This window comes from Pseudomonas soli (assembly GCF_021283165.2).
Lineage (GTDB): Bacteria > Pseudomonadota > Gammaproteobacteria > Pseudomonadales > Pseudomonadaceae > Aquipseudomonas > Aquipseudomonas soli.
Genome location: NZ_CP128543.1, coordinates 1,023,470 through 1,043,427 on the forward strand (window position 1 = coordinate 1,023,470; position 19,958 = coordinate 1,043,427).

The 19,958-nt window shown below is 63.1% G+C and carries 18 protein-coding genes; 12 read left to right on the plus strand and 6 right to left on the minus strand.

Annotation, left to right across the window (positions count from 1 at the left end; genetic code table 11):
- Positions 1-13 precede the first annotated feature (13 nt).
- Entirely contained in the window at positions 14-463 is a 450-nt protein-coding gene (locus tag LU688_RS04595; RefSeq protein ID WP_023629816.1) for a DUF721 domain-containing protein, read from the minus strand.
- Positions 464-814: 351 nt separating this feature from the next.
- Between LU688_RS04595 and secA the strand changes: the two genes are divergently transcribed.
- The 4 genes from secA to LU688_RS04615 all read left to right on the plus strand — a co-directional run bounded on the left by secA (position 815) and on the right by LU688_RS04615 (position 6,484).
- Positions 815-3,550 carry a preprotein translocase subunit SecA gene (gene secA / locus LU688_RS04600; RefSeq protein WP_031314821.1) on the plus strand — a complete coding sequence of 912 codons (2,736 nt, stop codon included), beginning with the start codon at positions 815-817 and terminating at the stop codon, positions 3,548-3,550.
- 88 nt (positions 3,551-3,638) lie between these two features.
- Entirely contained in the window at positions 3,639-4,856 is a 1,218-nt protein-coding gene (argJ, locus tag LU688_RS04605; RefSeq protein WP_038707417.1) for a bifunctional glutamate N-acetyltransferase/amino-acid acetyltransferase ArgJ, read from the plus strand.
- 54 nt (positions 4,857-4,910) lie between these two features.
- Positions 4,911-5,543 carry a glutathione S-transferase family protein gene (locus LU688_RS04610; RefSeq protein ID WP_038707418.1) on the plus strand — a complete coding sequence of 211 codons (633 nt, stop codon included), beginning with the start codon at positions 4,911-4,913 and terminating at the stop codon, positions 5,541-5,543.
- Complete coding sequence (locus LU688_RS04615; protein ID WP_038707419.1) at positions 5,540-6,484, plus strand: Nudix family hydrolase; 945 nt, start codon at positions 5,540-5,542, stop codon at positions 6,482-6,484. Before LU688_RS04610 ends, LU688_RS04615 begins: the two co-directional genes overlap by 4 nt.
- Positions 6,485-6,550: 66 nt before the next feature.
- On the opposite strand, the gene LU688_RS04620 is transcribed toward LU688_RS04615, so the two are convergent.
- From LU688_RS04620 to LU688_RS04630, 3 genes are read right to left on the minus strand one after another with little or no spacing between them, the layout of a single operon-like run.
- The gene (locus LU688_RS04620) at positions 6,551-7,114 is read right to left on the minus strand and encodes a cob(I)yrinic acid a,c-diamide adenosyltransferase (RefSeq protein ID WP_094010214.1); all 564 of its coding nucleotides are present in this window, start codon (positions 7,112-7,114) and stop codon (positions 6,551-6,553) included.
- Position 7,115: 1 nt separating this feature from the next.
- Positions 7,116-9,143 carry a sensor histidine kinase gene (locus LU688_RS04625; protein WP_038707420.1) on the minus strand — a complete coding sequence of 676 codons (2,028 nt, stop codon included), beginning with the start codon at positions 9,141-9,143 and terminating at the stop codon, positions 7,116-7,118.
- 37 nt (positions 9,144-9,180) lie between these two features.
- Positions 9,181-10,098, minus strand: a complete 918-nt coding sequence (locus LU688_RS04630; RefSeq protein ID WP_160291390.1) for a putative 2-dehydropantoate 2-reductase — start codon at positions 10,096-10,098, stop codon at positions 9,181-9,183.
- 100 nt (positions 10,099-10,198) lie between these two features.
- On the opposite strand from LU688_RS04630, the gene LU688_RS04635 reads away from it, so the two are divergent.
- The 3 genes from LU688_RS04635 (at position 10,199) to LU688_RS04645 (ending at position 13,077) form a co-directional block, all read left to right on the plus strand.
- Positions 10,199-10,684: a YajQ family cyclic di-GMP-binding protein gene (locus LU688_RS04635; protein ID WP_011535522.1), complete on the plus strand. Its 486-nt coding sequence runs from the start codon at positions 10,199-10,201 to the stop codon at positions 10,682-10,684.
- A 113-nt stretch (positions 10,685-10,797) separates the two neighbouring features.
- Positions 10,798-11,634 (plus strand): mechanosensitive ion channel family protein, encoded by an 837-nt coding sequence (locus tag LU688_RS04640; protein ID WP_023631294.1) that lies wholly within the window; start codon positions 10,798-10,800, stop codon positions 11,632-11,634.
- Positions 11,635-11,832: 198 nt separating this feature from the next.
- Positions 11,833-13,077 carry an MFS transporter gene (locus LU688_RS04645; protein WP_104445308.1) on the plus strand — a complete coding sequence of 415 codons (1,245 nt, stop codon included), beginning with the start codon at positions 11,833-11,835 and terminating at the stop codon, positions 13,075-13,077.
- 87 nt (positions 13,078-13,164) lie between these two features.
- Here the strand turns inward: LU688_RS04645 and LU688_RS04650 are convergent, their stop codons facing one another.
- Together LU688_RS04650 and LU688_RS04655 are read right to left on the minus strand one after the other, a co-directional pair.
- A complete protein-coding gene (locus LU688_RS04650; protein ID WP_023631292.1) occupies positions 13,165-14,712 on the minus strand; it encodes an AmpG family muropeptide MFS transporter in 1,548 nt (515 codons plus the stop codon).
- A gap of 44 nt (positions 14,713-14,756) precedes the next feature.
- Positions 14,757-15,110: an MGMT family protein gene (locus LU688_RS04655; protein ID WP_232888048.1), complete on the minus strand. Its 354-nt coding sequence runs from the start codon at positions 15,108-15,110 to the stop codon at positions 14,757-14,759.
- 152 nt (positions 15,111-15,262) lie between these two features.
- Between LU688_RS04655 and LU688_RS04660 the strand changes: the two genes are divergently transcribed.
- From LU688_RS04660 to groL, 5 genes are all read left to right on the plus strand, one after another.
- Positions 15,263-16,270 carry a DUF481 domain-containing protein gene (locus LU688_RS04660; RefSeq protein WP_023629773.1) on the plus strand — a complete coding sequence of 336 codons (1,008 nt, stop codon included), beginning with the start codon at positions 15,263-15,265 and terminating at the stop codon, positions 16,268-16,270.
- Positions 16,271-16,403: 133 nt separating this feature from the next.
- Positions 16,404-17,129: a HugZ family pyridoxamine 5'-phosphate oxidase gene (locus LU688_RS04665; RefSeq protein WP_023629772.1), complete on the plus strand. Its 726-nt coding sequence runs from the start codon at positions 16,404-16,406 to the stop codon at positions 17,127-17,129.
- 66 nt (positions 17,130-17,195) lie between these two features.
- On the plus strand, positions 17,196-17,657 hold the full coding sequence (locus LU688_RS04670; protein ID WP_023629771.1) for an FxsA family protein: 462 nt from the start codon (positions 17,196-17,198) through the stop codon (positions 17,655-17,657).
- Positions 17,658-17,937: 280 nt separating this feature from the next.
- Complete coding sequence (locus LU688_RS04675) at positions 17,938-18,231, plus strand: co-chaperone GroES (RefSeq protein ID WP_003260750.1); 294 nt, start codon at positions 17,938-17,940, stop codon at positions 18,229-18,231.
- Positions 18,232-18,279: 48 nt separating this feature from the next.
- The gene (groL, locus tag LU688_RS04680) at positions 18,280-19,920 is read left to right on the plus strand and encodes a chaperonin GroEL (RefSeq protein ID WP_023629770.1); all 1,641 of its coding nucleotides are present in this window, start codon (positions 18,280-18,282) and stop codon (positions 19,918-19,920) included.
- Positions 19,921-19,958: the final 38 nt, after the last annotated feature.

Genomic DNA, 19,958 nt, shown 5'->3' on the forward strand with positions numbered 1-19,958 from the left:
TGAGCAAAACCGATCAAGTCTTGGCATGTGTCGCCAGCCGCTCCAGCGCCGCCTTGAGCTTGGGATCGCTGATGCCCTCGGCGGACCCGCGGATGCTCAACGCGGCAGTTTCCGTCAGCTCCGGGCCTTGGCCTGCGCGCTTCGCTGGGACCAAGGGCGGCTGTACCTTGAATTGGATGCGGCTGAGGTTGGCGAAGGCTTCCATGGCCTGGAGCTGGCGTTGCAGACGCTTCTGCTGGTAGCGCAGGCGGGTAGCCCAATGGCCGTCGGTTACCACCAGCAACAAGGTGCCTTCCTTCCAGGACGCCACGTGGCAATGCTCCCGGGCGGCCGGTTGCAACTGACTCTCGAGCAGACGCTGCAGATGCTCGATGCGCTCGGCTTGGTTGAGCAGCAAGCGCAGTGGCCGCGCCTTGCGCAGCAGGTCGGCGGGTGGGCGGGCAGGGCTAGGTTTGTAGGCCATGGGATTGCGCTGAAAATGACAGGACCATCAGTCTAACAGTTGGTCATTCATCACGGGGCCCGCTCGGCCCACACGCCGTGATCAGGGGCGGGAGCAGACTGGCCCCGCGATCGTCCGTCGGATCTTGATACAAGTCATTGGCGATACGTTTCATCTATGCGCACCTTGAACTTGTGCAAAAAGGCCCTATGTTAGTCAGGCCCCCTAAAAGCGCTGTGCCAGCATCGTGGAAATCCACCACTTTCCTCACCATCGTTTCCGGGTAGAATGCTCGTTCGCATGCGGCCTCTGGGCTGCACGGGCGACTCATGGGGCCGCCCTCCATCCCTACGTGTGGAAGATCCTGCCGATATGTTTGCGCCTTTGTTAAAAAAACTTTTTGGAAGCAAGAACGAGCGTGAAATCAAACGCATGCTCAAGACGGTGAGCACCGTCAATGCCTTCGAAGAGAAGATGGTGGCCCTCTCCGATGAGCAACTGCGGGGCAAGACCGCAGAGTTCAAGGAACGCCTGGCCAAAGGCGAAACGCTCGACCAACTGCTGCCAGAAGCCTTCGCGGTAGCCCGCGAGGCCGGCAAGCGCGTGATGGGCATGCGTCACTTCGATGTCCAGCTGATCGGCGGCATGACCTTGCACGAAGGCATGATCGCAGAAATGCGTACCGGTGAAGGCAAGACCTTGGTCGGTACCCTGGCCGTCTACCTCAATGCGCTGTCCGGCAAGGGTGTGCACGTGGTCACCGTCAACGACTACCTGGCCCGCCGCGACGCCAACTGGATGCGCCCGCTGTATGAGTTCCTCGGCCTGACCGTCGGCATCGTCTCGGCGTTCCAGCCGCCGGAAGAGAAGCGTGCCGCCTACGCCGCCGACATCACCTACGGCACCAACAACGAATTCGGGTTCGACTACCTGCGCGACAACATGGCGTTCAGCCAGGACGAGAAGTTCCAGCGTGAGCTGAACTTCGCGGTGATCGACGAAGTCGACTCGATCCTCATCGACGAAGCGCGTACCCCTCTGATCATCTCCGGCCAGGCCGAGGACAGCTCCAAGCTGTACATCGAGATCAACCGCCTGATCCCGCGCCTGACCCAGCACATCGAGGAAGTCGAAGGCCAGGTGACCCAAGAGGGTCACTACAGCATCGACGAGAAGAGCCGCCAGGTCGAACTGAACGAGGCCGGCCACCAGTTCATCGAGGACATGCTCACCCAATCCGGCCTGCTGGCCGAGGGCGAGAGCCTGTACTCCGCGCACAATCTGGGCCTGCTGACCCACGTCTACGCCGGCCTGCGGGCGCATAAACTGTTCCACCGCAACGTCGAGTACATCGTCCAGGATGGCCAGATCCTCCTGATCGACGAGCACACCGGCCGCACCATGCCGGGCCGCCGCCTGTCCGAGGGCCTGCACCAGGCCATCGAGGCCAAGGAAAACCTGAACATCCAGGCCGAAAGCCAGACCCTGGCCTCGACCACCTTCCAGAACTACTTCCGTCTGTACACCAAGCTGTCGGGCATGACCGGTACCGCCGACACCGAGGCGTTCGAGTTCGCGCAGATCTACGCGCTCAACGTGATGGTCATCCCGCCGAACAAGCCGTTGGCGCGCAAGGATTTCAACGACCTGGTGTACCTGACCGCCGACGAGAAGTACGCGGCGATCATTGCCGACATCAAGGAAAGCATGGCCCAGGGCCGTCCTGTCCTGGTCGGCACCGCGACCATCGAAACCTCCGAGCACATGTCCAACCTGCTCAAGAAGGAAGGTATCGACCACAAGGTCCTGAACGCCAAGTACCACGAGAAAGAAGCCGAGATCATCGCGCAAGCCGGTGCGCCGGGTGCCCTGACCATCGCTACCAACATGGCCGGCCGTGGTACCGACATCCTGCTGGGCGGTAACTGGGAGGCCGAAGTCGCCGCCCTGGACAACCCGACCGCCGAGCAGATCGCCCAGATCAAGGCCGACTGGCAGAAGCGTCACCAGCAGGTGCTGGAGGCCGGTGGCCTGCACGTGATCGCCTCCGAGCGTCACGAATCGCGCCGTATCGACAACCAGCTGCGTGGCCGTGCCGGCCGTCAGGGCGATGCCGGCTCGAGCCGCTTCTACCTGTCGCTGGAAGACAGCCTGATGCGCATCTTCGCCTCCGACCGGGTGAAAAACTTCATGAAGGCCCTGGGCATGCAGTCCGGCGAGGCCATCGAGCACCGCATGGTGACCAACGCCATCGAAAAAGCGCAGCGCAAGGTCGAGGGTCGCAACTTCGATATCCGCAAGCAGCTGCTCGAATACGACGACGTGGCCAACGAACAGCGCAAGGTGATCTACCACATGCGCAACAGCCTGCTGGCGGCCGAGAACATCGGTGACACCATCGCCGAGTTCCGCCAGGAAGTGCTCGATGCAACCATCAGCCAGCACATCCCGCCGCAGTCGCTGCCCGAGCAGTGGGACGTGGCTGGCCTCGAGGCTTCGCTGTCCAGCGACTTCGCCATGAAGCTGCCGATCCAGCAGTGGCTCGACGAGGACGATCACCTCTACGAGGAGACCCTGCGCGAGAAGCTGCTCAAGGAAATCACCGACGCCTACAACGAGAAGGAAGACCAGGCCGGCATCGACGCCCTGCGTACCTTCGAGAAGCAGATCCTGCTGCGCGTGCTGGACGACCTGTGGAAAGACCACCTGTCGACCATGGACCACCTGCGCCACGGTATCCACCTGCGCGGCTATGCGCAGAAGAACCCCAAGCAGGAGTACAAGCGCGAATCCTTCACCCTGTTCCAGGAGCTGCTCGAGTCGATCAAGCGCGACACCATCCGCGTGCTGTCGCACGTTCAGGTCCGTCGCGAAGACCCGGTCGAGGAAGAAGCCCGTCTGCGCCGCGAGGCCGAGGAACTGGCCAGCCGCATGCAGTTCCAGCATGCCGCCGCACCTGGCCTGGAAGGCGAGCAACTGGCCGAGGAGGGCGCTGAAGTCGCCGTCGCATCGGCCCCTGTGCGCAACGACATGAAGCTCGGTCGCAACGAGCCTTGCTGGTGTGGCTCGGGCAAGAAATTCAAGCATTGCCATGGTCAGATTGAATGATCTGAACCACCTGCAGTAACGTGACACATCCGGGGCCGCTTTGCGGCCCCGCTTTTTGTTCTCAACCGATTTATCTAGGAGCGCTCTAATGGCTGTTGGTCTTGGTCCCCTGCCCACCCTGCACCCGGTTCCCGGTTTCGAACTCGGTATCGCCTCGGCGGGCATCAAGCGCCCGGGGCGCAAGGATGTGGTGGTGATGCGCTGCGCCGAAGGCTCCAGCGTCGCCGGCGTGTTCACCCTCAACGCCTTCTGCGCGGCACCGGTGATCCTCTCCAAGCAGCGCGTGCAGGGCACCGTGCGTTACCTGCTGACCAACACCGGCAACGCCAACGCCGGCACCGGCGCCCCGGGCCTGGCCGCCGCCGAGCGCACCTGCGCCAGGCTGGCCGAACTGGCCGGCGTGCCGGCCGAGTCGGTCCTGCCGTTCTCCACCGGTGTGATCGGCGAGCCGCTGCCGGTCGAGAAGATCGAAGGCGCGCTGCAGGCCGCCCTGGACAATCTGTCGGAAAACAACTGGGCCGAAGCCGCCACCGGCATCATGACCACTGACACCCTGCCCAAGGGCGCCAGCCGTCAGTTCCAGTTCGACGGCAAGACCATCACCGTCACAGGCATCAGCAAGGGCGCGGGGATGATCCGCCCGAACATGGCCACCATGCTCGGCTACATCGCCACCGACGCCAAGGTCGCCCCGGCGGTGTTGAAGGACCTGATGCTCGACGGCGCCAACAAGTCGTTCAACCGCATCACCATCGACGGCGACACCTCGACCAACGACTGCTGCATGCTGATCGCCACCGGCAAGGCCGATGTGCCGGAAGTGACCGAAGCCAGCGGCGCGCTGTTCGAAGCACTGAAGCAAGCGGTGTTCGAAGTGTGCATGGAGGTGGCGCAGGCTATCGTCCGTGACGGCGAAGGCGCCACCAAGTTCGTCACCGTGCAGGTCAACGGTGGTGGCAACCACCAGGAGTGCCTGGACGTCGGCTACGCCGTGGCTCACTCGCCGTTGATCAAGACCGCGCTGTTCGCCTCCGACCCCAACTGGGGCCGCATTCTCGCAGCTGTCGGTCGCGCCGGCGTGCCCGAGCTGGATGTCAGCCTGATCGACGTGTATCTGGACAGCGTGTGCATCGCCAGCAAAGGCGGGCGCAGCCCGAGCTACACCGAGGCGCAAGGCTCGGCGGTGATGGCCCAGGAAGAGATCACCATCCGTATCGACCTCGGCCGTGGCCAGTGCAGCGAAACCATCTGGACCACCGACCTGTCCCACGAGTACGTGAAGATCAACGCCGAATACCGCACCTGATGTCACAGGGGCTGCACAGCAGCCCCAATATCCCGAATTTTATGGAGCCGAACCATGAGCTATCACCTGATCATCGGCGACAAGCTGTATTCCTCCTGGTCGCTACGCGGCGCCCTGGCTCTTGAGCTGGCTGGCACCCCCTACGAAGAAACCCTGGTCAAGCTCAACCAGCCCGACACCCGCCAGCGCCTGCTGGCCTTCTCGGCCACCGCCAAGGTGCCGCTGCTCCAGAGCGAGCATGGTGTGATCGCCGACTCCCTGGCCATCGCCGAATACCTCAACGAACGCCACCCTGAGGCTCGCCTGTGGCCTGAGGACATCGCCGCCCGTGCCCAGGCCCGTTCGGCCTGTGCCCAGATGCACAGCGGCTTCTTCGCCCTGCGCGGCGCCATGCCGTTCGACCTGTCCCGCGACCAGGCGCTGGAAAGCGTGCCGCTGGATGTGCAGGTCGACATCGACCGCATCGTCGCCCTGTGGTCCGAGTGCCGCCTGGTGGCCAAGGATAGCGGCCCGTTCCTGTTTGGCCGGCCGACCCTGGCCGATGCCTTCTTCGCCCCGGTGGCCGTGCGCCTGCGCACCTACCGCGTCGAGGTGCCGGCCGAGGCCGCCGCCTACATCGAAACCATCTACCAGTGGCCGGCCTTCCAGGCCTGGCAGCGGGCGGGCCTGGCGGAGCGTGAAGGGTGAAACGGATTCATGTAGTGGCCGCGGTCATCCGCGGTGCCGATGGTCGCATCCTGATCGCCCGTCGTGCGGATACTCAGCACCAAGGCGGCTTGTGGGAGTTCCCCGGCGGCAAGGTGGAAGCGGGGGAGAGCGTCGAAGCGGCGCTGGCCCGTGAGCTGCGCGAGGAGCTGGGCATCGAGGTCACGGGTTCACGCCCGCTGATCAAGGTCAGCCACGATTACCCGGACAAGCAGGTGTTGCTCGATGTGCGCGAGGTGGATGGCTTTACCGGTGAGCCACATGGGGCAGAAGGGCAGCCTTTGGCGTGGGTGGCTCCGCGTGACCTGGGGCAGTATGCGTTCCCCGAGGCGAACAAGCCGATCGTCGCCGCCGCGCGTTTACCTGATCAATACCTGATCACCCCGGACGGTCTGGAAGTGCCCGAGTTGCTCAAAGGTATCCAGAAGGCCGTGGCCAGCGGTATCAGGCTGATCCAGCTACGGGCACCGGACATGTACGACCCCAAGTACCGCGATGTGGCGGTCGACGCGGTTGGCCTGTGCGCAGGCAAGGCGCAACTGATGCTCAAGGGGCCGCTTGAATGGCTCGGCGACTTCCCGTCTGCCGGCTGGCACCTGACCGCCGCGCAGTTGCGCAAGTACGCGGCCAAGGGCCGGCCGTTCCCGAAGGAGCGCTGGCTGGCGGCGTCCTGCCACAGTGCCGAGGAGCTGGCATTGGCCGAGCAGATGGGGGTGGACTTCGTCACCCTGTCGCCGGTGCAGGCGACGCAGACTCATCCTGAGGCTGAGCCGTTGGGTTGGGATGAGGCACAGCGCTTGATCGCCGGGATCAGCCATCCGGTGTTTCTGCTGGGTGGGGTGGGGCCGGGTGAGCGGGAGCAGGCGTGGGATGCCGGTGCCCAGGGCGTGGCGGGGATTCGGGCGTTCTGGCCTGGGGCTTGAGTCATCCGCCAATCGCGGGGCAAGTCGGGGCGCCGCAGCGCCGCTCCGACTTGCCCCGCGATGCTTTCAGACGGGCTTCTCGGCCGCCTGCCACAGCACTTCGTCGACACCTTGGCGTCGTCCAATGATCCGTGCTGCGACAAACAGCAGGTCCGACAGCCGGTTGATGTAGGCCAGCCCCACTCCCTCCAGCGGCTCCAGCGTGTTCAACTGCTGGCAGCGTCGTTCAGCTGCGCGTGCCGCGCTGCGACATACATGGGCCTGGGCCACCAGCATCGAGCCTCCGGGGAGGATGAAGTTCTTCAGTGGCCCCAACTCGTCGTTCCAGCGGTCTATCGCAGCCTCCAGGCGCTCCACTTCAACGCTGTTCAGCGCCTGGTAAGTGGGCATCGCCAACTCGCCCCCCAGGTCGAACAGCCGATGCTGACAAGGCGCCAGCACCTCGATCAGCTCGCTCAGCCCTGCCTCGGCCAGACCCGCCAGCAACACGCCGAGCTGGCTGTTGAGGCTGTCGACCTCGCCGATCGCCTCGACGCGCGGATGGTCCTTGGGCACCCGGCGCCCGTCGCCCAGGCCGGTTTCACCTTTGTCGCCGGTGCGGGTATAGATCTTCGACAGGCGATAGCCCATGTCATGTCTCCGTGTTCAGGGGGGCCGGTTGGGCCTGGTTCAGGGGCAGGCGCAGGGTGAAGCAGGTACCCTGGCCGGGGGTGGACTGCACTTCCATCTGCCCCTTGTGGTTGTTGGTGATGATGAAATACGACACCGACAGGCCCAGGCCGGTGCCCTGGCCGATCTCCTTGGTGGTAAAGAATGGCTCGAAGGTGCGCTTGCGCACCGTCTCGGGCATGCCGACGCCGTTGTCCTCGACCTGGATTTCCGCCCAGGGCGGGTTGAGCCTGGTGCGCAAGGTGATACGCCCAGGCTCGCTGGGTTGCGGGCGCTGGTGGATGGCCTGGGCGGCATTCTTCAGCAGGTTCAGCAGCACCTGCTCCAGTTCGTTGGCGGTGCAGGGCACCGGCCCCAGCTGTGGGTCGAACTGGCGGACGATGGCCTGTCCCTTGAAGTCGAAGCCGATGGCCAGGTCGAAGTCATTGCCGGCAATCTCCACCGCCTGGTCGATCAACGCCGGCAGGTCGCAAGGGACTAGCTGGCGGTTGCTGCGGCGGCTGAAACTGAGCATATGAGTGACGATCTTCGCGGCCCGCGCGCCGGCTTGCTGGATGCCGTCGAGCAACTGTGGCACCTCGCGGCTGGCCAGGTAGCGATTGATGGTCGGCAGGTCGATGCCCAGCTCGTTGGCCTGCTCCTGATTGCGCGGCAGGTCCGGCGACAGACGGCGGCGGATGTTCTGCACGTTGTGCAGGATCGCGCCCAGCGGGTTGTTGATCTCGTGTGCCATGCCGGCCGCCAGGCCGCCGACAGAGAGCATTTTCTCGGATTGCACCATCATTTCTTCCAGCGATAGACGCTGGGTGATGTCGTCGATACGGATCACCACGCCGCGTCCGCCACCGCCCATCAGCGGGTAGAAGGTCAGCGCGTAGTGACGCAAGTCCTCGCCCTTTGGCCAGGTGACCCGCTCGATCTTGGCCACCCGGTGTTTCTCCACGCTTTCCTTGAGCTGCGGCAGGAACGGCTTGAGCGGCTCGAAGGCGAGGAAGATCGGTTGGTTCAGCGCTTCGTCCAGCGGTGTCCCGGAGAGTACCGTGGCCTCGTGGTTCCACTGGGTGACGTAGAGCTGTTCATCGAGGGCGATCAGCGCCGAGGGCATTGAGTCGATGATGCTGTTGAGGTAGTTCTGGAAACCGGTGAGCTTTTTCTCGATCTTGCTGCGGACCTGGACTTCCAGCTCCAACTTGCGGTTGGTGTGGCGGGTTTCCTCAGCCAAGCCCTGGGCCTGGTCGTAGGCGTTTTGGAATTCGTCCCGGGTGCGTTTGAGTTGCTGTTCACGGGCTTCAATGCGCGACAGCATGGTGTTGAACGCTTCAGCCAGGCCGCCGATCTCGTCGTCATTGCCGCGCTGGGCGCGCAGGGCATAGCTCTCCTCACGGGTGACCTGGCGGGTCAGCTCTTCGAGGCGGTTGATCGGCAGTGTGATCAGGCGTTTGATCTGCCGAGCGATGACTAGCCACAGCAGCACGCTGAAAACCAGGATCGCCAGGCTGGCGGAGAGGGTGCCGGTGTAGAACGCGGTGGGCAACTCGCTGCTGGCCACCAGCAGCAGATGTGCGGGTGGGGCGGCGCTGCGCGGCAGGCGGATCAGCTGAGTACTGCGAAACTCCATCAGGCGCCAGCCATCGATGTTGCGGTAGCGCTTGGGCAGGGTCAGCGGGTCGCCATGCTGTAGTTGCGCCAGCAGGCGGCCATCGCCGCCATAGATCGCCGCGGCACGCAGGGGGGCATAGCTGTCGAGTTCCTTGAGCAGCGCGCTGGCGGTCTCCGGTGTGTCGCCGGCGCGGGCCGACAACTGCGGATTGGACACCAGCTTGCCGATGGTCTGCAGGGCCTGGGGGGCCATACTCTCCTGGGTGATCCAGTAGGCGGCGCTGATGAATGCCAGGTTAGCCACCAGCAGAATGGTCACCAGCAGCACCAGCAGGGCCGCCAGCAGTTTCTGCCCGACCGGGAGGTTTTCCAGGCGTTGACGCAGGGTCATGGGTCTGAGTGTGTCCGTTTCCGATGAATGGGCAGGATCAGTCGCTGCGCAGGCCGCGGGCCTGCAGGTTATCGACAAGGCGTCGGTGCAGGTGTTCCAGTTGCGGCACTGCCAGGCCGTGTCTGCCGGCGGCACGACAGGCGTGGCCGAGCAGGTAGTGGACCTCGGTGCGCCGGCCATGGCGGACATCCTGGTACATGGAAGAATAGTTGGCCGCGGTGGCCAGGATCACTCGCTGTACTTCCTCGTGCAGGTCGCTGGCCGCTTCGGGCTGGCCGCAACGATGCAGCAGGTTGACCAGTTCGTCGCACAGCGGGTCGACTTCGGTCAGGTGCCCGAGCAGGCCGCCATTCTGGCAGTCGTGCAGTACCGTCAGTGGGTTGATCGCACAGTTGAGCGCCAGTTTGCGCCACAGGCGAGCAGGGATGTCGAGCGCCCACTCGGCCGGTATGCCGGCCTCGTGCAGGTCGTCGAACCAGGTCGGCATGCCCGGGCTGGCCGGATCACCCAGCCAGTTGAATCCGTGGCCGGCAAAGCGAACCTGCCAGTCGGCTTCGCGGAACGCGCCCTCGGTGCTGGAGGCGAAGATGCAGCGGGCGTGGGGCACCTGCTCGGCGACCTCGTCCTGGCTGCCCAGGCCGTTCTGCAGCAGTATCAGCTCGGCGCCATGGGCCAGCCTGGGGGCCAGGCGCGCCACGGCAGGCGCGGCGTCATAGGCCTTGCAGGCGACCAGCAGGCGATGGATCGGGCCGGGCGCGTCGAAGCTCTCCGCGGGGATCGCATAGTGGTGCTGGACATCCTGCTCCATCAGGGTCAGCCCGCCCTTGCGTTCATAGGCGGCCAGGCGCTGCTGGCCGCGCAGGATAAGGCGGACTGCCTTGCCCGAGCGGGCCAGGCGGCAGGCCCAGAGGCTGCCGAGGCTGCCGGCGCCGAGAATATGCCAGGTGCTGCTCATCTGCGTTTCGCAACCCGTTATAATGAGTCCGCATTTTAACCATCAAACCCGACGCGCTCCATCTTCAGGCCGAGCGCGCTTTTTTTTCTGGAGATCAACCATGCCTTCGTTCGACGTGGTATCGGAACTGGACAAGCACGAAGTGCAGAACGCTGTCGACAACGCCATCAAGGACCTCGACCGTCGCTACGACTTGAAGGGCAAGGGCACCTTCGAGTTTAAGGACAAGGAGCAGACCGTGCTGCTGACCGCCGAGGAGGAGTTCCAGCTCGAGGCCATGCTGGAAATCCTGCGCCTGGCACTGGTCAAGCGCAAGATCGACGTCAAATGCCTGGAAACCAAGGATCCCTACGCTTCGGGCAAGGAGAAGAAGCAGGAAGCCAAGTTCCGCGAAGGCATCGACAAGGACCTGGCCAAGAAGATCGTTGCCACCATCAAGGACGGCAAGCTCAAGGTCCAGGCCGCCATCCAGGGCGAGCAGGTTCGCGTCACCGGCAAGAAGCGCGATGACCTGCAGGAGGCCATTGCCTTGCTGCGCACCAAGGAATTCGACATGCCGCTGCAGTTCAACAACTTCCGCGACTGATCGTACAGCGGCCCGGAACCTTGATGGCGCATTGATGTCCATCGGGGTCAGGGCCGCTGGCTTTGCGCTGCCCGCTTCACTGTGTACTTGCCGTTCGGCATCAGGAGATAAACATGGATTTGAACGCTGAAGTCGATCAGCTTGTTCGCCAATCGCAGACCTGGGTTCCCTTGATCATGGAGTACGGCAGCCGCCTGTTGCTGGCGCTGCTGACGCTGGCCATCGGCTGGTGGATCATCAACAAACTCAGCGCCCGTCTCGGCAAGCTGGTGGGCCTGCGCGCCGACGCCGCACTGCAGGGCTTCATCAGCACCCTGGCCAATATCGTGTTGAAAGTGCTGCTGATGGTCAGCGTGGCGTCGATGATCGGTATCGAGACCACCTCGTTCGTCGCCGCCATCGGTGCCGCCGGCCTGGCTATCGGCCTGGCCTTGCAAGGCAGCCTGGCCAACTTCGCCGGCGGCGTGTTGATCCTGATGTTCCGCCCCTTCCGTATCGGTGACTGGATCGAGGCCCAAGGGGTCAGCGGTACCGTGGACAGCATCCAGATCTTCCACACCGTGCTGCGCACTGGCGACAACAAGACCGTGATCATGCCCAACGGCAGCCTGTCCAACGGCATCATCACCAACACCAACCGCCAGCCGACCCGTAAGGTGGTGTTCGACGTGGGGGTGGATTACGACGCCGACCTGCAGAAGGCTCGCAATGTACTGCTGGAGCTGGCCCAGGATCCGCGTGTACTGCAGGACCCGGCGCCGCAGGCGGTGATTTCGACCCTGGGCGACAGTTCGATCACCGTGTCGCTGCGCATCTGGACCAAGACCGCCGACTATTGGGACGTGATGTTCATGCTCAACGAACATGCCCGTGATCGGCTCAAGGCCGAAGGCATCGACATTCCCTTTCCACAGCGAGTGATTCGCGTGGTGCAGGAGACCGTGGCGTAACATAAGCGTCCGCGAAATCGGGGCCGCTTCGCGCCCCATCGCCGGCAAGCCGGCTCCCACAGGGTCAACAGTCAACCTGTGGGAGCCGGCTTGCCGGCGATGGGGCGCGAAGCGGCCCTGTTTTTTACACTTGTTCACAGCCAGGCGCTGCCATATCTGGCATACACCCTGATCTTGCCTGCCAATCCGATGTCCGCCATGAAACCTCTGCTGTATATCACTCCCCTGCGCGCCCTGCTGTTCGGCCTCACCCTGGCGCTGTTCGAACTATTGACCTATCTGGCGAGCGACGCGGTCATGCCCGCCATGCCGGTCGTGGTCGGCGATCTCCAGGCCAGCCCCGAATACATTCCCCATGCCCTCAACCTCTACCTGCTGGGTGGCGTGCTGCTGCAATGGCTGATCGGCCCGTTGGCCGACCGCTATGGCCGGCGCCCGCTGTTGCTGGCGGGCTGTGTGTTCTTCGGGGGGGCGTGCCTGGCAACCTTCTGGGCCCAGGATATCGGTGTGTTCAACCTGCTGCGGCTGTTGCAGGGCATCGGCCTGGGTTTCGTCGTCACAGTCAGCTACCCGGCGCTCAACGAGGCATTCAGCGAGGCCGACGCGGTGCGCATGATGGCGCTGCTGGCCAACATCGCGCTGCTGTCGCCGTTGCTTGGCCCACTGGTGGGCACCCTGATGCTGCAGTGGCTGGACTGGCGGTGGCTGTTCGTGGCCTTCGCCGGCGGCGCGGTGCTGTGCTGGCTGCTGCTCTACCGGCTGATGCCGGAAACTCTGGGGGTGGAGCGCCGCGACGGCTCGTGCCTGCCGTTCACGCCCATTCATCTGCTGCCATTGCTGGCAGGTTATGGCCAGTTGCTGGGCAATCGTCGTTTCGTGGCCGGTAGCGCGGCGCTGGGACTGGTAGGTTTGCCTCTTATTGGCTGGATCGGCCTGTCACCTGTGCTGCTGATCCATGATGAAGGCCTGAGCACGATGGAATACGCGCTTTGGCAATTGCCGGTGTTCGGCGGGCTGATCCTGGGTAACCTTATCATCAACCGTATCGCCGATCGCTACCCGCTGCCGGCCTTGGTGCGTGGCGCTCTGTGGCCTTACCTGGCTGGCTTGTCGCTGATGGCCCTGGCAACCTGGCTCTGGCCAACGGTGACCAGCGTGGTTTCCGGCATGTCGCTGTACGCCTTGGGGTTGGGCGTGGCCAACGCGGTGCTGTACCGCATGACGCTGTTCTCCAGTGAGCAGAGCAAGGGCCTGGTGTCGGCGATGCTGGGCATGATCACCATCGCTTTGCTGGGATTGGGCGGTGCGGTGTTGGCGATGCTGGGGGGCGGTGCCAGCCTGATGCACTTTGCCCTGGCTGCGGGCGTGGCGGGCGCGCTTGCGCTGTGGCCCTTGTGGTTCGTGGTAGGCGGGCGTTCGGGGGACGGAACTGCGACACAGTAGAAACATCGCGGGGCAGGCCCGCTCCCACGCAGTCCTCAGACTGAATACGTGGGAGCGGGCTTGCCCCGCGATGAGGCCAGTGAAGGCCTAGTGTTGTTCAGCCGCCGGGCTCTCCACCGGCGCCGGCTTTCCCCGACCGACTTCCTGGCGCCAGTGCAGCGCGATCAGCACCAGCGTCGGCACACCCAGCAGCGCGGTGACCAGGAAGAAGTCGTGATAGCCGAACTTTTCCACCATGACCCCGGAATAGCCGCCGATCAGGCGTGGCAGCAATAGCATGATCGAGCTGAGCAGGGCGTACTGGGTGGCCGAGAACTTCAGGTTGGTCAGGCTCGACAGGTAGGCGACGAAGGCCGAGGTGGCAAGCCCCGAACTGAAGTTGTCCAGCGAGATGGTGACCACCAGCATTTCCAGGTTCGGGCCCATGTCGGCCAGCATCAGGAACAGGATATTGGTGGCTGCCGAGGCCGCGCCGCCGATGAACAGGATCGGCAGGATGCCGAAGCGCACGATCAGCAGGCCCCCGGCGCCGGCGCCGACCAGGGTCATGATCAGGCCGAAGATCTTGCTGACGCTGGCAATCTGGTCCTTGGTGAAGCCCATGTCGATGTAGAACACGTTGGCCATCACGCCCATCACCGTATCGGACATGCGGTAGGTGGCGATCAGCCCAAGCAACAGCAGCGCCTGCCAACGATAGCGCACGATGAAGTCGTTGACCGGCGTGAGTACCGGCGCCAGGCCGCGACGGCCAAGGGATGACAGGCAGGCCCAGGTCAGCAGCACATAGAGGATCAGGCGTAGGAAGGCCCGATCTTCGAGCAGCAGGTCGAGCATGGTCGCGTCGCCGAACGCCACGCTGCCCCAATCGGTGTTGAACATCTGGGTGAAACTTGCCGGCACCGAGACCAGCAGGATGATCAGTACGAACACCGACGCCAGCTGGTGCATCAAGCCATAGCGCGCGGCCGACAGCTGGGTGCGCAGGGGGACCGGCGGCTCACGCATCACCAGGGTGGTGAACACGGCGGGCAGCATCAGCACGCCGAACAGCACGTAGGTGCCGGTCCAGGCTTCGTGCAAGTAGCTGAAACCGGTGGAGCCGAACCACTCGGCGAAGAACAGCGCACCGGCAGTGGCCAGCAGTGCGGCGACCCGGTAGCCGGCCATGTAGCTGGCGGCCAGGGCGGCCTGGCGCTGGTCGTCGGCAATCTCCAGGCGGTAGGCGTCGACGGCGATGTCCTGGGTGGCCGAGGCGAAGGCCACCAGCACTGCCAGGGCGACAAGCCACGACAAGTGTTTCTGCGGATCGCAGAAGCCCATGCCGACCAGCCCTAGCACCACCAGGACCTGCGACAGCAGCAGCCACGAACGGCGCCGGCCCATGCCGCCGAGCAGTGGCAGGCGCCACTGGTCGAGCAGCGGCGACCAGACCCATTTGAAGGCGTAGGCGAGGCCGATCAGGCTGGCGTAGCCAATAGTCTCGCGGGCCACGCCGGCCTCGCGCAACCATACAGAAAGCGTCGAGAACACCAGCATGTACGGTAGGCCGGCGGCGAATCCGAGCAGCAAAAGCACCAAAGTTGACGGGCTGGCATAGGCAGCGAGCGCAGCGCGCCAGGTTTTACGGGGCATGGGCCAACATCTGCCTCAAGGTTTGCGAAAACAAAGCGCGCACTCTAACCGCTGTGCTCCATCGGACGCCAGCCATGGCGCGCCATATCCACACGATTATTAGCCACATTCACGCCTTCTGCGCGTAGCCGGACGCGTTGTTCGTCGCCCGAGGGCGTGCCCAGGGCCAGGCTCAGCCTGCCACCCGCGCCCAGCACCCGGTGCCAGGGCAGGCGAGTGTCCTGCGGTAGCTGCGAAAGTGTGCGCCCCACCCACCGCGCCGCGCGGCCAAGGCCTGCAAGCTCGGCCAGTTGCCCGTAGCTGACGACTTTTCCCTCCGGTACCTGGCCGAGTACAGAATACAGCGCCATTCGTCGGGCATCTGCATCTTGCGCCGCAGCTGGATCGAGGGCGCACATCAGGAGATCCCTGTCCTGCAGATGAAACCGGACAGAAGGTCGCGGCAAATGCGAGTGGAACTCATCGGCATGGTCTGGGTCTGTCCTTGCTCAGGTTGTCGGTATCTGGATAATGCCCGGCTTTTTCGTCGAATCGAACCCATATTGCGCTTATGTCTTCTAGAACCCTGCTGTGTTTCATCGCTGCATCCCTTTGTACGCCCGTGCTCGCTGACACCGTGTGGATGAAGAACGGTGACCGCCTGAGCGGCAAGATCAAGGTCTTCGATGGCGGCAAGCTGCTGCTGGAAACCCCCTATGGCGGTTCGATCGCCTTGGATTGGAAACAGGTGAAGACGCTGGAAAGCGATCAGGAACTGCTGGTCAAGCAAGATGCGTACAGCGGCGAGAAGGCCAAGTCGCTGAAAGCCGCTGAACCCGGCAAGGTGACTCTGGCCAATGGCGAGGCGCCAAAGACCGTGGAGCTGGCCAGCATCGAGCAGATCATGAAGCCGCGCCCCGTGGTCGAAGACTTCCTGTGGAAGGGCAACGTCGATGTGGCGATGGACTACAAGCGCGCCGAGAACAACACCGACGACTATGACGTCAGCTTCAAGACCACCGCCCGTCATGGCCGTTGGCGGCACAACGCCGAGGGCGAGTACAACCGCGAGACCAAGGACGATGTCACCACCACCAATAACTGGAGCGCCGAGTACGCGCTCGACCGTTTCATCACCGAGAAGTGGTTCTGGCAGGGGCGCCTGGAATACAAGCGTGACCATATCGAGGATCTGGCCCGCCAGCGCACCGTCGGTACCGGCCCGGGTTATCAGTTCTGGGACGACGAACTCGGCGCGTTCTCGCTGGGTTCGCTGATCAACCGCACGGACTTCGAGTACCGCGATGGCGGCAAGGACAATTTCTATTCCGCCGCGGTGAAATGGGACTACAACCGCTACCTGATCGGCAAAAAAGTCGAGTTTTTCACCAATGGCGAGTTTGGCAAGCCGCTGGGCGGCGTCGCCGACTACTCGCTGGATGCCGAGATGGGGCTGCGTTACAAAGTCACGGAGTGGGCCTCGCTCAACCTCAAGGCCGAAAAGGACCTGATCAAGGGCACCCGCGACAGCGATCTGGACAAAACCCGCTATACCGCCGGATTCGGCGTTACCTGGTAAAAACAGGCGTTAGCAGTAAGCTACAAACGGCAAGCAAGCGTCGTGTGTGCGGTCTCAACGGACGGTGCCGCCTTGCTTTTTCTTGTCGCTTGTAGCTTATAGCTTGCAGCTGATTTTTTCAGGAGCCTCTCCAGTGAGTACCAACGCCCTTCGCCCCGCCCGGGAACTGCTGCTCAAGGAATACCGCGGTGTCCTCTCCACGCATTCCAAATCGATGCCAGGGTTCCCATTCGGCTCGGTGGTGCCGTATTGCCTCGACGCCGACGGTCATCCGCTGATCCTCATCAGCCGCATCGCCCAGCATACCCATAACCTGCAGCGGGATCCCAAATGCTCGCTGTTGGTGGGTGAGCGCGACGCCGAGGATGTCCAGGCAGTCGGGCGGCTGACGGTAATGGCCGAGGCCCGCAAACTCACTGACGATGCCGCTATCGAGGCTGCTGCGAGTCGCTACTACCGGTATTTCCCCGAATCTGCGAACTACCATAAGGCTCACGATTTCGACTTCTGGGTGCTTGAGCCAGTACGCCACCGCTACATCGGTGGTTTCGGCGCGATCCACTGGCTAGATCAGGTGACGCTGGCCAATCCCTTTGCGGGCCAAGCCGAACAAAGCATGATCGAGCATATGAATGACGACCATGCCAATGCTATTGACCACTATGCAAAACTGTCAGGGCTACCGCGTTCGGCACACATGGTTGGTATCGACAGCGAGGGCATGCACTTGCGTATAGGCCAGGGCATCTACTGGTTGCCTTTCCCCACTACTTGCAACACCCCGACACAAGTTCGCGAGGCCTTGGTTTCGCTGGCTCGTGCGGATGTATGGCCCGGTTCGTCGCAAGGCGAGGGTTGAAAACCTGCGTCGAGGCATCCATCTGATGGTCTTACAGGAAGATTCTCTTCCGTCGAGGAACCCTTGATGCGTGCTTTTCTATTGCTGTTACTGCTTTTCCCCGTGCTGGAGCTGTTCGTCTTCGTCAAGGTCAGTGCGGCAATCGGTTTCTTCCCGGCGCTGCTGCTGATCATCGCCGGTTCCGCCCTTGGGGTGCTGGTGATGCGCGTTGCTGGCCTGGCCACCGCCCTGCGTGCCCGGGAGAGCCTGCAGCGCGGCGAACTGCCAGCCGAGGACATGTTCCAGGGCTTGATGCTCACCGTCGGTGGTGGCCTGTTGCTGCTGCCGGGCTTCATCAGTGACTTGCTGGGCCTGCTGTGCCTGCTGCCGTTCACTCGACGCCTGGTGGTCGGTCGGCTGCGTCGCCGCGCCGAAGAGCAGGCCCTGCGCCAGCGGGCGTTCCAGGACGATCCGCTCCAGGCCCAGCCCCGCGATGGCGGGCATCGTCCGAATGTGATCGAGGGCGAGTACGAGCGACGCGATAAATAATACCCAGGGTGTGTTGCAGGAGCGGGCTTGCCCCGCGATGGCTGAAGCTGTCGCGAGGCAGGCCCGCTTTTGCGATGGGGGGCTGAAAATTTTTCCTCTCAAGCCTTGTAATCGATTTTGGCGGCCTCATGTATGTGGTCACCGCAAGGTTTCTGGTGGCAACACCAGACATGACACAGGTGGTTCGCCATTTGCGGGCCATCCCCGGCAACGCCGGATCGAATCAACCCGCCGGTGCTGGCACCGGCCGATGAAAACCACAATTTGGGAGAGATCGACAATGAAGCTTCGTCCTCTGCATGACCGCGTCGTCATCCGTCGCAGCGAAGAAGAATCGAAAACCGCTGGCGGTATCGTCCTGCCGGGTTCGGCCGCTGAAAAACCAAACCGCGGTGAAGTCGTTGCGGTAGGTACCGGTCGCATCCTGGACAACGGCGAAGTACGTGCGCTGGCCGTGAAAGTGGGTGACAAAGTGGTTTTCGGCCCTTACTCGGGCAGCAACACCGTGAAAGTCGATGGCGAAGACCTGCTGGTCATGGCCGAGAACGAAATCCTCGCCGTCATCGAAGGCTGATTTCCCCGACTTCCCGTTACTCCAAAGAATTCCAAGGATTAAACGATCATGGCTGCTAAAGACGTAAAATTCGGCGATTCCGCTCGTAAGAAAATGCTGGTTGGTGTCAACGTTCTGGCTGACGCGGTAAAAGCGACCCTGGGCCCGAAAGGCCGTAACGTGGTTCTGGCCAAGAGCTTCGGCGCGCCGACCATCACCAAGGACGGTGTTTCCGTCGCCAAAGAAATCGAGCTGAAAGACGCCTTCGAGAACATGGGCGCCCAGTTGGTCAAGGAAGTTGCTTCCAAGGCCAATGACGCTGCCGGTGACGGCACCACCACCGCCACCGTTCTGGCTCAGGCCATCGTCAACGAAGGCCTGAAGGCCGTCGCTGCCGGCATGAACCCGATGGACCTCAAGCGCGGCATCGACAAGGCCACCGCTGCCGTTGTCGCCGAGCTGAAGAACCTGTCCAAGCCATGCGCCGACTCCAAGGCCATCGCCCAGGTAGGTACCATCTCCGCCAACTCCGACAACTCCATCGGTGAAATCATCGCCGAAGCCATGGAAAAAGTCGGTAAAGAAGGCGTGATCACCGTTGAGGAAGGCTCGGGCCTGGAAAACGAACTGTCTGTCGTCGAAGGCATGCAGTTCGACCGTGGCTACCTGTCGCCGTACTTCGTCAACAAGCCGGATACCATGGTGGCTGAGCTTGAAGGCGCGCTGCTGCTGCTGGTCGACAAAAAGATCTCCAATATCCGTGAGCTGCTGCCGGTACTGGAAGCTGTAGCCAAAGCCGGTCGTCCGCTGCTGATCGTTGCCGAGGACGTCGAGGGTGAGGCCCTGGCTACCCTGGTGGTCAACAACATGCGTGGCATCGTCAAGGTCGCCGCAGTCAAGGCACCAGGCTTCGGCGATCGCCGCAAGGCAATGCTGCAGGACATCGCTGTCCTGACTGGCGGCACCGTGATTTCCGAAGAGATCGGCCTGTCCCTGGAAACCGCCACCCTGGAGCACCTGGGTAACGCCAAGCGCGTCATCCTTTCCAAGGAAAACACCACCATCATCGACGGTGCTGGCGAAGAGTCCGACATCCAGGCGCGCGTTACCCAGATCCGTGCCCAGGTTGCCGACACTACCTCGGACTACGACCGTGAGAAGTTGCAAGAGCGTCTGGCCAAGCTGGCTGGCGGTGTTGCCGTGATCAAGGTCGGTGCAGGCACCGAAGTCGAGATGAAAGAGAAGAAGGCTCGCGTTGAAGACGCCCTGCACGCTACCCGTGCAGCCGTTGAAGAAGGCGTGGTGCCTGGCGGCGGTGTTGCCCTGGTTCGCGCCCTGGCGGCCATCGTTGACCTCAAAGGTGACAACGAAGACCAGAACGTCGGTATTGCCCTGCTGCGTCGCGCAGTCGAAGCGCCGCTTCGCCAGATCACTGCCAACGCCGGCGACGAGCCAAGTGTTGTCGCTGACAAGGTCAAGCAAGGTTCGGGCAACTACGGTTACAACGCCGCTACCGGCGAGTACGGCGACATGATCGAGATGGGCATCCTGGACCCAGCCAAGGTCACCCGTTCGGCCCTGCAAGCCGCAGCTTCGATCGGCGGTCTGATGATCACCACCGAGGCCATGGTTGCCGACCTGCCGGAAGACAAGCCAGCTGCTGGCATGCCTGACATGGGTGGCATGGGTGGCATGGGCGGCATGATGTAAGCCAGCCTTACCCCCCGGTACCAAGAAGAAGCCCCGGT

What these genes read in the sequence shown, in the direction of transcription:
- LU688_RS04595 (WP_023629816.1), bottom strand. Translation starts at nt 463, where the DNA reads ATGGCCTACAAACCTAGCCCTGCCCGCCCACCCGCCGACCTGCTGCGC.
- secA (WP_031314821.1), top strand. Translation starts at nt 815, where the DNA reads ATGTTTGCGCCTTTGTTAAAAAAACTTTTTGGAAGCAAGAACGAGCGT.
- argJ (WP_038707417.1), top strand. Translation starts at nt 3,639, where the DNA reads ATGGCTGTTGGTCTTGGTCCCCTGCCCACCCTGCACCCGGTTCCCGGT.
- LU688_RS04610 (WP_038707418.1), top strand. Translation starts at nt 4,911, where the DNA reads ATGAGCTATCACCTGATCATCGGCGACAAGCTGTATTCCTCCTGGTCG.
- LU688_RS04620 (WP_094010214.1), bottom strand. Translation starts at nt 7,114, where the DNA reads ATGGGCTATCGCCTGTCGAAGATCTATACCCGCACCGGCGACAAAGGT.
- LU688_RS04625 (WP_038707420.1), bottom strand. Translation starts at nt 9,143, where the DNA reads ATGACCCTGCGTCAACGCCTGGAAAACCTCCCGGTCGGGCAGAAACTG.
- LU688_RS04630 (WP_160291390.1), bottom strand. Translation starts at nt 10,098, where the DNA reads ATGAGCAGCACCTGGCATATTCTCGGCGCCGGCAGCCTCGGCAGCCTC.
- LU688_RS04635 (WP_011535522.1), top strand. Translation starts at nt 10,199, where the DNA reads ATGCCTTCGTTCGACGTGGTATCGGAACTGGACAAGCACGAAGTGCAG.
- LU688_RS04640 (WP_023631294.1), top strand. Translation starts at nt 10,798, where the DNA reads ATGGATTTGAACGCTGAAGTCGATCAGCTTGTTCGCCAATCGCAGACC.
- LU688_RS04645 (WP_104445308.1), top strand. Translation starts at nt 11,833, where the DNA reads ATGAAACCTCTGCTGTATATCACTCCCCTGCGCGCCCTGCTGTTCGGC.
- LU688_RS04650 (WP_023631292.1), bottom strand. Translation starts at nt 14,712, where the DNA reads ATGCCCCGTAAAACCTGGCGCGCTGCGCTCGCTGCCTATGCCAGCCCG.
- LU688_RS04655 (WP_232888048.1), bottom strand. Translation starts at nt 15,110, where the DNA reads ATGTGCGCCCTCGATCCAGCTGCGGCGCAAGATGCAGATGCCCGACGA.
- LU688_RS04660 (WP_023629773.1), top strand. Translation starts at nt 15,263, where the DNA reads ATGTCTTCTAGAACCCTGCTGTGTTTCATCGCTGCATCCCTTTGTACG.
- LU688_RS04670 (WP_023629771.1), top strand. Translation starts at nt 17,196, where the DNA reads ATGCGTGCTTTTCTATTGCTGTTACTGCTTTTCCCCGTGCTGGAGCTG.
- LU688_RS04675 (WP_003260750.1), top strand. Translation starts at nt 17,938, where the DNA reads ATGAAGCTTCGTCCTCTGCATGACCGCGTCGTCATCCGTCGCAGCGAA.
- groL (WP_023629770.1), top strand. Translation starts at nt 18,280, where the DNA reads ATGGCTGCTAAAGACGTAAAATTCGGCGATTCCGCTCGTAAGAAAATG.